The sequence below is a fragment of the Microbulbifer discodermiae genome, assembly GCF_040742695.1.
In the GTDB taxonomy this organism is placed as follows: Bacteria; Pseudomonadota; Gammaproteobacteria; order Pseudomonadales; family Cellvibrionaceae; genus Microbulbifer.
This window is the reverse complement of record NZ_JBFLAB010000083.1, coordinates 1-10,301: the sequence shown is the minus strand read 5'-3', so window position 1 is coordinate 10,301 and position 10,301 is coordinate 1. Positions and strand designations below refer to the sequence as shown.

Here is a 10,301-nt window from a genome sequence, read left to right as displayed (position 1 = left end):
CGATCCCAAAGCCAGTCTTGAACGCATCCTCAGCACCCCGGAAGTATCCGGGGTGTTTGTGCCCAATCCCTACTTTGATGTGCGGGAGCGTCTTGCGCAGTACCTCGCAGAAGTCTGACAGGAATGCGTCCAGGAGAATGAGACGGGAGTCGCACACTCAACCAAGCCAGCCAGCGCCTGAGTGAATTACGCAAGCGACGCGAGCGTATCTTGGCGGAGGGTCTGTCGCGTAAAGCCAAGCAGTTGAAGCTGGATGTGATTCAAAAAAGAATCAATGCAGTGGCAGCAGAGGCTTCGCAGAGCACAGAGGCCGTCTTTTAGAGATTGATTGTACCGACTTCGTGTGCCTCCATCGCAGCCAGTGAGGTCAAAGAGGACACTGAACACCCGCCCATAACAGCAAAGTCCGTTTCAAAATGGGGGCATAGGTCTGGCGTTGCGGTTGCAAGCGGTGCTGGATGCGTCTTCGAAGAGTGGGTGACTCTCCCAACTTTTGTGATGAACAGTGCCACCGTCATCAATCATTGATTTCTCGATTACTTCAGTATGGGTGACTTTTCCTTTCATTCACTCGGGCCATCGCTAGGGCGTTTAGGAGCCCTATTTTTGCAAGGTCGTTATCTGACATTTTGTCGTAGTGCGACATTTTCCATTCCGGCAGAGCTTCTAATACAGCGTTGATTAAAATATAGGCAGATCTATTTATGCTGATGAGACGGAGGTGGCGTTTGATCGGTGGCAATGGATTTGTCAGTACCAAATAGAAACCCTATGGGTCATTAGTCTACAAGAGCACGTTTTCCCACCGTATTTGGCAGCGCAGAAAAATAGCTTATAGGTTGTTTCGCTGTACAGTGAAACTTTTCTTTATTCCGGCAACACCGCGTCAATTACACAAAAACGGCTTTGACTAAGGGGGTTATTTGAGTCCAAGTCAGTGTAAAAATAATATGGATTCAAATGCCATAACTGCATAACATGGCCGCCTCGAAATTTGGGGCATTCCTGCCAGTTCAAAAAAACACCAGTCAGATGAGGCTTGGTGATAGCTGGGCAGTAAATAAGAAGGGTGTTTAGCGTGATGGGATATCTTGCTCGCGTCGTGTTGTTAGGGGCGCTGGCCCTGGCTGCAAATCAGGTATTGGCTATTTCGATAAGCGGGCCAACCAATGATTCAACTGGTTCATTTCGACTGACTTTTAGTGGTAATACCACCATCCAGGCCCGCCTGAATAGATATAAAGACGGGGTGAGTCTGGGCAGCGTGGATATGAAAGGTAGGACCTACTATGATGCAACAGTAGATTCTACCGGTGAATATGAATTCAAGCTGACAGCCCAAACCACCTGCTTACAATGGCAAGGTTCTTTTTGTACCGAGCCCAGTGGCTTTGAACAAGATACGCACATCGTCAATGTCGCGTTCAAACCGAACACGCCGCCCAGCTATAATTTTTCAAATGTAACCAGTGGCACTACTGTGAGGGATGGAGTATTTACCTTCAACTGGGCCGCGCCCGCTACTCCACCACTAATAACCGGCTATCAAGTGCAAGAGCAGGTTAATGGCGGTTCTTGGACAACAATCTATAAACAAGCCAGTACAAGCACCCGGTCCATCTCGCGACCCTCTTCTGGGCAGCTTGCCGACGGAACCTATCGTTATAGGGTGCGCACATACGCGACAGTGGGTTCCTATACCAATTGGGGTTTCTTCTTATACTCTTCAACGATTACTGTTAGCCGCAAACCTGATGCTGTTGATGCTTTTACACAGCCGGGATCCGGTACGCAAACCACTGACTTCCAAGTCGCCTGGCCCGCGGTGAGTGGGCAATTTGATGCGGTGACCAGATATGAACTGCAGTGCAAGTTGCCCGGCAATTCTTCCTGGGGGGATGCTACATGTACCAAAACAGACAACAGCGCAACTAATACGGGGCTAAGTACTTCTTATTCGATCAGCCTGTCGGAGGGGAGTCAGGGAACTTATGTCTTTCGGGCAAGAGCCTGTAATAGCCAATGTGGTGACTGGTCGCCGTCCAAGTCCGTTCCTGTGAATATCCCGCTGTCTGCACCTGCACAACTCCAATTCAACAATTTGCCCGAAGATAGTGAGTTCGGGGACTATGATATTGAATGGAGCGCGCCTACAGGTATTGTCACAAGTTACCAGCTTCAGCGCGAGTGTAAGGAGGGTGTCGAGACTTGTGGCCAAGAGGGTTGGTATGATGTGCCTCTGGCGAATCCACTGAGTCAAATCTATGAGGCTAGAGGTGATGCGGAAGATCAGTATCGCTATCGTATTCTCGCGTGTAACGACGATGCCTGTTCAAGCTGGACCACAAGCCCGTGGATTGATGTACATAATCTCGATGGTATAACGCCGGCGGCCACGCTCGCCCAAGCTACCACCCCCGGGGGCATGGACTATAGCGCCGATGTCACTCAGCAAGGGGATGCCGTTATTTCAGTGCCTGTACAGGTGGCACCTGGCGTCAATGGGCTCACACCCAGTATCACCGTTCGCTATTCTGGCGCGCGCTACCGTGAACGGAATAATGAATCTCTTCCAGAAGATATTTTAGGCTATGGCTGGAGGCTCACTGGATTCAGCTCCATCCGCCGTTGTGTCAAGGGGCGTCCAAATACCGATTCGATTCAGTTGGACAACAGCGATTCCCTGTGCCTGGATGGCGAGCCGTTGGTGTTGGTTTCCGGGGTGGATTGGCAGGAGGGGGCTAAATACCGTGCAATGCGGGATAGCTTCTACTTAGTCGAGCTCAAGCAAACCAATGGAAACACTTGGTTTGAAGTTTCCGCACCGAACGGCAACACCAAGGAATATGGAAATACCAAAGATAGCCGCTTAAAGGCGGGAAGCTCTGTACACTTCGGCTGGAGTGTAAATAAAGTTACCGATCAATTCGGCAACACGATGACCTACCGCTATCATCGGGATACGGTAGAGGGGATCAACTATCCGCTGGAAATTGTTTATGGCAATGGTGGAGATGCAAAAGTCCAATTTGCATACGGAACGCGCAGTGACGCGCCCCCACAACCGCTGGATGACGGTGAGATTGAACAGGAACAGCTTGTCCTCCTGCACCACATTAATATTTTACTTGATGGCAATTTGCTGCGTGAATACCGCCTGATTACCGAACCGGATACCGAAGAGTACCGAAGGCTAAAACAGGTCCAGCTGTGTGGTTATGATGAGAATGGTATCGGCAGTGAGTGCCTTAATCCCCTCGAGTTCACCTGGCAAGATATCGACGGCGCCAACCCGATTGATATAAAGACCGGCATTGAGGAAGTCACTGATGGCCTCGGTCAAACCACACGCTTTTATCACACCAAGATCCAGGAAAATTCGACCGACGGTCTGTTTTTCGAGCGACCTTTTGGTGAGGGCATAGTGCCTGCTGATTCTACGGAGTTAGCACCGGTCAATGGCGAATTTCGTAGTGTCGTGAGTGAAGTACAGCGGTCAAATGGATTGGCCAATGGCTGGCATGTCACCCGCTACAGCTATCAAGGTACAGGCTTGATGAGTACTAATCACTGGGGCTTTCTCGGTTTTTACGCTCAAAGAGCCTACGATACCGAATCTGGGATCGTCACTTACGTGCAGTTCCGACAGGACTTCCCTTACTTGGGGCGTGTGGCTCGCATCCGGCAATACGAAGGAAATTTTGACGATAACCTACAGGCCTTGACTCAGCAGCAGTTCCACTATCAGTCGCTTATCATGGATGTGGGAAGCGGTAGCACCTACTACCCATATGTCCAACAGTCGGTGCAGACCCTCTATGAGAACAACCAGATCCTCGGTTACCAGATAGACACCACGGACCTTTCGAAAGCCGGCTATGGTGCTTTCGGTGAACTCAAAAGTGGCGAAATACACGCCAGAGAGTACGCGGTCAATGCAACTATCTCGACCGCCCAAAGCTATTGGGGAGAGGTCGCAACTGTCAGTCCGACCGGGGTGCAGCGCACCACGGAAACTGCGGTTACCTTGAACAACCGGACGAGTCCCTGGGTAATCGGCTTTACCAGCGGTATGGAGACGAGCTATTACGCTGGAGATACCAGTCAATCGCCGGATCGGACTCAATCCATTGCCATATTGCCTTACAACAATACCGGTAAGTTAGGCACTGTAACCCAATTTCCCGGCGATCCCGACTTAGAATTGGCCGTTTCTTACGCATACGACGCCAGTGGTAATTTGCTCAGTGAAACGACCTCTGGCGCTAATATAGAAAGTCGCAGCACATTGGCCGGCAACTACATTGATAAACGCTATGCTGGAGAAATCACTAATCCATTGGGTCAAGCCCTTACCCTTGGCTATGACCCGCGATTTGGTAAACCCAGCCAGGTCATTGATGCCAATAACCGCAGCACCGTCATCAACTTCGATCCTTTCGGGCGGGAAGTTCTACGCACTAATGCGGATGGTGTGACGTTTAATACGTCGTACACCTTTTGTGTGGGTGGTACCTGCCCTGTATTCGGCGACATGATAGCTGCGTATAAGGTATCAACCAGCTCTGCCATCACGCCGACTTCTGATCGCTACTTTGACATTCTCGACCGTATCGTTCAGCAGGACACGCAGTCGTTTGACGGAAGCACCGTTGTACGCCGGGAGTATAATTACGATACGCTAGGGCGGCTCTCCCTAGAAACCGAACCCTATTATTCGGATAGTTATAAGCCGCTGAACATCTATGAGTATGATATTCGCAACCGGGTTACACGGATTCAGAAGGCCGGCGATGGAGAAATCCGTACCAGCTTTATTCCCTTGCCAGCGACCAATCAGATTGAGGTAAAGGTGTCGGAAGACGTACACGGATCTGATGGCGCCTTACAGGAAACCCAAGTCAAGAGTCGACTCTTTAACCTGATGGGGGACCTGGCCAAAACGATCGATGGGGAAGGCAGTACTGAGGAAGTGGAGACAGCCTTCGTATACGATGCCATGGGTCTGGTGAAATCGGTTATTGTGAATAATGATGCCAATACGGAATCCACTTTCATCTATGACGCGGCCGGTAATCGAACTAGCCTGACGGATCCGAATATTGGTACCGTAACCACAGTGTACGACGCCCTCAATCAGCAAACGAGCCAGACTGACAATAAGGGACAAACACTGGTTTATCAGTATGACAAACTGGGCCGGCTGCTGGAGCAGACGGATCCGGGCGGCGTCGCCACTTGGACCTATGACCCCGTGGGTGCTGTGGGCAATCTGGCTAGCAGAAGCTATACAGAGGCCGGCGTCGAAGGCTTCCGCGAAGACTATAGCTATACGGCGGCAAAGCTGGTGAGTACTACGACCAACCTGACGGTGGATAGTGATTCTCGCAGCTACCAGCACAGTTACGGCTACGATAGCAATGGCCGTTTGGAGCGGATCACCTACCCCAGTGGCGTGGAAGCCCACTACCAGTACAATGCACAGGGCTATCTGTCCGCCATTACCGATGGCACCAATACTCTCAAGAGCCTAAATACGATAGATGCATTTGGTAATGTGGAGGAGGAAGTTTACGGTAATGGTGTGGTGACCAATCGGAACTACAACCCGGATACGGGCCGTTTGGAGTCCATTGCAACCGCGGGTACCAGTCAGATTCAAGACAATCTGTACCATTGGCGTTCAAATGGTGTACTGGAGTCCCGCCTTGCCAGAGTGGGGACGGTTAAACAGGAAAACTTTAGCTACGACGCCCTCAATCGCCTTACCAGTGCGGCAACTTATCTCAACAGCACTTTACAGCGGACCCTGACAACGCAATATGATGCCCTGGGGAATATTCTGGCTAAAACCAGCAGCTACGCCGGGGATAATAGTGTGACAGGGTATCAATATGGTCAGGTCGACAACGCCGGCCCCAATGCGGTCAGTCAGACCGTCATTGATGGTGTAACGAATGATTTCACCTATGATGAAAATGGTGCGGTTACTAATTACAAGACTGTCGGCCCAGAACTCACGTCTATAACCTGGAATGCGCGACAGCTGCCTGTCCGTATTAGTCGTAGTAACTGGATCGCGACTTCAAGGTGGACTTGGTATCAGGATGAGTTCAAATATGGTCCCAATGGTCAGCGTTACTTTCGAGAGACGCTATCGCAAAAAAATGGGACGGAGAAAGTTGAAAGAGCCTTTATTATAGGCAACTATGAGGATTTACTGCCGGCCAATGATCCTGAATACCAGCGTATTCAAAAAACACGAATCGATGGAAATATCACGCATATTGCAGCGACCGATATGACTGGAGTGACGGTTGGTACTCTGGAATATGTACACCGGGGCCACCTGGGTTCGGTTGAAAAGGTCACGGACGAATCAGGCAATGTTATATTGGACACGGCGTTTGACCCCTTTGGGAAGCGCAGAGCTCCGGATTGGACCGGGGAACTAAGCGAGACGCAATTGGAAGAACTGCTTAATGCTCAGTCTCTGACGACCAAGCGTGGCTTTACCGGCCATGAGCATCTGGATGGTACCGGTATCATTCATATGAATGGCCGTATATACGATCCAGTCATTGGACGGTTTTTAAGTCCGGATCCCATCGTACAGGCACCTACTTACAGCCAGAGCTGGAATCGGTATAGTTACGTTTTCAATAATCCGATGAGCCTGACGGATCCCACAGGGTATGCAACAGCTAATAAGAATGGTGCGAAAACTCAATGTACGGGAGATTCCTGTTCTGGAACTTCTGTGGTCAATGGGCGAATAAAGAATTATGTAGACCATATTTTTGTTGAAGGGAAGCAGACTTCTGCTCCTGGGTCGAATCTAAATATTGGATTGATTTTGACGCTGCCTGGCTCATCTGCTTTGGGCAGCATTGGTACTAGCGGATCAAGCAGCGATATCTCAAGCGGCAGTGCCTCAAGTAGTGAAGACGAAGGGAGTTCAGAGAAAAAAGAATCTGGCCCGAGTAACTTTGAATGTGGGAAAGATGGGGATTGCATCACTGCTCACGGTAATGCACAAAATATTTTGAACCCGTTTAAAATTATACAAAAAGAATTCCCTCAATGGTGGATTAGCGAAGATACTAGAGATTTAAGAGTAGGAATGCAGGCGAGTGCTGACCTTGCAAGTATTCCTTATAAAGCAGTGGCCGTTGCTTTAGACGTGAAGACAGCAATTTCTATCATAGATAGCTTGAATCAGGGTGATTACGGACAAGTTGGCGTTGATACTGCCTCATTGCTGGCGGGGAGGGGCACCGTGACAATATTAACTAATTTGACCAGAAGCCCAAAGATGCTCCAAAGTGCTGTAGGTGTTGGGGTAGATAAAAGTACTAATTATATTCTTCAACAGGATTGTTTTAGTTGTAATGAAAAATAAATTTTACTTGTGGATGGTTTCTATAGCTATTTTTCTGGTTGGGAGGATATTCTTCTCAACTCTCTGGAGTTTAGGTACGTTCGTTGGTGGAATTATTTATGGTCTAGTAGTGGCTGGATTTGTAATTCCTTACATATTTGGGGAAAACATACAGATACCCTCTTACACTCACATATTAGTCAAGGGGAAGGATGATCTTTATAGATTTATATATTTTTTACTGAGTATATTTATTTGTGTATTTACGTTATTTGCTCCTTAGCGATTTCTCGGACACTCACCTGGAGGGCTTGTGGTAGTGTTCAGAATTCTGTGTCATTTCTTTACTATTAACAAAAAAGAGATGACCTATGACCAAACCTACCTTCGAAATAGAGGCTGCTGTCAAGGCGCTGCGTGAGGGTAAGAGCCTCAGCGGCAAAGACGGTATCCTGACCTTCACCGGCGTATTGATCTCAAACCCCGCTTGGCGGGGATATCTAATATCTGCAATTGCTAACACAGGCCAGCAAATTCGGCTCCGGCCTCTTTGCTAATCGAAAACCCACTCCCTTGTAGACGTATCAGGAACGTAGTCCCTATGCGTGTCACCCTTCACGCTGCCGGAGTAGATACATAACAGACGCCAAGCGCCATAGTCGATTGATGTCAGCCCGTCGAGGTAGGGGGTGAAGCTGTATACACCCACCAGCTGCGCCGCTTGTCTAGGGGTGAGGGTTGCTTTGGATAACTCAGCTGCCACCTCTTCCGCGGTAGGCGTCAGCCATCCTTCTCGATATCGCTGGTAGATTTCGGGTCGCGCCAGATTCGTGTCGGAGGTAGGGGTTGATGTGCTCATTTTTTGTCCTCCAATGGTGGCACCATCAGCTGGGCTATTGGCTACACCAGTTCCGTCTCTTGCCCCCATGATACTCATACCCAAGGCCAGCGCCTATGATCAGTTGGTCTAGGCGTTTGCCGTCTACCCATACCTCAGCGAGTAGCCGGAAATACTTGTCCCGCTCTATCTCCTCAAGGCGTACTTCCTGGGCTCCACGGAGCAGGGTGACGGCGAATTGCTTGGCCTTTCGTGCCAGTTCCTTTTCAGCCTGGCATTTGCCCCGCAACTCCGGGGTGTCTACCCCTTTGACTCTGACGCCAATGCGCTTGCCGATTATATCGGGCCATTCTGAGACATTGGCGGTGAAGGAGTCCCCGTCATAGATGGAGACTACCTCTACGGGTCGAGCGAGGACCAGAGTAGGGAGGAAGAGGAGGGCAAGGATTAGAGTTCTCATGGTAAGGGCAGGCTACTTGTAACATGTGTGACCGAATGGAGTAGCATAAATAAATACTGTATCTATATCCACTTAAGACAGTGTGGTAATTTTAGGCGCTTGCCATGCCATAAGGGCTAAAAGACTGTGTATATATACAGTTATTCCCACACCTTACCGGCTTAACCCATTGTTTCTTAAAGTTCGTTGCGCGTGGTTGTGGCTCCTGAGGTCGCGGGTTCGATCCCCGTCAGCCACCCCAATATTCCCCATCTAAATCAAAGACTTACGAATCCTGCCCAGTGCGGGTTTTTTCGTTTTGGGAATTTGAGGGGTAATTCGTGGGGGTAATTTTCGTACACATCGCCCATCTCGCCCTCTCTGAACTGTATATATACCCAGCATTTATTTGGGATCTTTAGGCGCCTTTTCCTTCTTTTTGATCCTTGCTTTGTCCAGTGAAAGCACCCGATCAGGTGTACGGTTATACCTCTCCATCATGCTGTTGGTCTTATGGCCTGAGAAGACCCGCTTATCGCCGCCTTCGAAATCACTGACGGCCTTTATCTTCAGGTCGTGGAATCGAAACCTAGCTTTGATGATCCCGGCAGCCAATGCCGCTTTTTGCTCCCTCTGCCAAATCGCATTGAAACCGCCCCTAGTGTATGGACGACCAGTTTTGCTGCGGATTAAATATGCGCTCTGCACCGTGTTGTTGGTATTTATCGACTGCGCCAGATTTTTAGCGTCTCTCAGCCGGCCAGTCCAAAGCTTGATTTGTTTTTTGCCGGTCTTCTGTTGGTAAATTACCAGGCCATCTTCCTGCACGTCTTGTCTGGTTAGGGCCAAAACGTCTTGTTGGCGCGCTCCACAAAGGTAAGCGATTTCCATGGCTGCTTGGTGTGCCTTATGACCTTTTTCCCCAAGCCAGTCATAGAACGAAAGGTATTCGCTATCTTCCACATACCTTCCTGCCTGGCGCTCTTTGAGGGGTCTCACGGCTGCCGTGGGGTCGGGGATTGTTACCAAGCCCCGGGCTTTACCCCAGCGCAAGATGATGCCCAAAAAGGTACGCTCTCTGTTTGCCGCAGTGGGGTATTTACTTCCCCGGGTGTCCATAAAAAGTTGTATGACTGGAGAAGTGATGCTATCGGGGTTGGCACCACCAAATACCGCCTTGATCTTTTTTGAGTATCGTAAATAGTCTCTCTGTGTTTGTGGCTTTAACTCTTTTGTGTACTGAGGACTTGCGAAATACAACTCTATTAAACTATCAACGGTAAATGCTTTGTTATGCTGGCCTGCTTGCCAAACTTCATATGCGGTCCACACTTCGGCTCTTGTAGCTTCTGGGCCACATAGATGCCAGCACCCGGTACCACGAATTTTTACTCGATAACCTCGGCGGTAATGCTCAACCCAGCGGGGCATCCAAGCATTTTGTGGTCTTCTTGGTCTACTCATCAATTGCCGCCATATTTATCCCTTCGGGCATGTCGTTTGGGGTGTCCTGACAATACTGGACAGTCCCGCTTTAAGCCGCTTTGGCTGATTCCCAATACTTCTTGGCGAATTCAGTTGGGGCCAAGTTGCCAAGCCGTGAGTGGCGACGTTGGCGGTTATAAAAAATCTCGATGTACTCC

The 10,301-nt window shown here is 49.6% G+C and carries 5 protein-coding genes and 1 pseudogene; 3 read left to right on the top strand and 3 right to left on the bottom strand.

Translation table 11 applies throughout. The annotated features are described in order from the left end of the window. Positions 1-443: 443 nt before the first annotated feature. From AB1S50_RS17980 to AB1S50_RS17970, 3 genes and pseudogenes are all read left to right on the top strand, one after another. Positions 444-554: pseudogene (locus AB1S50_RS17980) on the top strand (zinc finger domain-containing protein); the annotation flags it as partial. Between the two features lie 527 nt (positions 555-1,081). Then, positions 1,082-7,402 carry an RHS repeat-associated core domain-containing protein gene (locus AB1S50_RS17975; RefSeq protein ID WP_367152516.1) on the top strand — a complete coding sequence of 2,107 codons (6,321 nt, stop codon included), beginning with the start codon at positions 1,082-1,084 and terminating at the stop codon, positions 7,400-7,402. Positions 7,403-7,752: 350 nt separating this feature from the next. Further along, a complete protein-coding gene (locus AB1S50_RS17970) occupies positions 7,753-7,938 on the top strand; it encodes a hypothetical protein (RefSeq protein WP_367152518.1) in 186 nt (61 codons plus the stop codon). 336 nt (positions 7,939-8,274) lie between these two features. Here AB1S50_RS17970 and AB1S50_RS17965 read toward each other — a convergent pair whose 3' ends face one another. The 3 genes from AB1S50_RS17965 to AB1S50_RS17955 all read right to left on the bottom strand — a co-directional run. Beyond that, positions 8,275-8,679: a thermonuclease family protein gene (locus AB1S50_RS17965; RefSeq protein WP_367152515.1), complete on the bottom strand. Its 405-nt coding sequence runs from the start codon at positions 8,677-8,679 to the stop codon at positions 8,275-8,277. 384 nt (positions 8,680-9,063) lie between these two features. Then, complete coding sequence (locus AB1S50_RS17960) at positions 9,064-10,122, bottom strand: tyrosine-type recombinase/integrase (protein ID WP_367152514.1); 1,059 nt, start codon at positions 10,120-10,122, stop codon at positions 9,064-9,066. Positions 10,123-10,192: 70 nt separating this feature from the next. Next, positions 10,193-10,301 (bottom strand): IS3 family transposase (locus tag AB1S50_RS17955; RefSeq protein ID WP_367149665.1); only part of this gene is annotated, 109 nt, incomplete at its 5' end.

Excerpts from the sequence above, each read along its gene's own strand:
- AB1S50_RS17975 (WP_367152516.1), top strand. The coding sequence starts at position 1,082 with ATGGGATATCTTGCTCGCGTCGTGTTGTTAGGGGCGCTGGCCCTGGCT.
- AB1S50_RS17970 (WP_367152518.1), top strand. The coding sequence starts at position 7,753 with ATGACCAAACCTACCTTCGAAATAGAGGCTGCTGTCAAGGCGCTGCGT.
- AB1S50_RS17965 (WP_367152515.1), bottom strand. The coding sequence starts at position 8,679 with ATGAGAACTCTAATCCTTGCCCTCCTCTTCCTCCCTACTCTGGTCCTC.
- AB1S50_RS17960 (WP_367152514.1), bottom strand. The coding sequence starts at position 10,122 with ATGAGTAGACCAAGAAGACCACAAAATGCTTGGATGCCCCGCTGGGTT.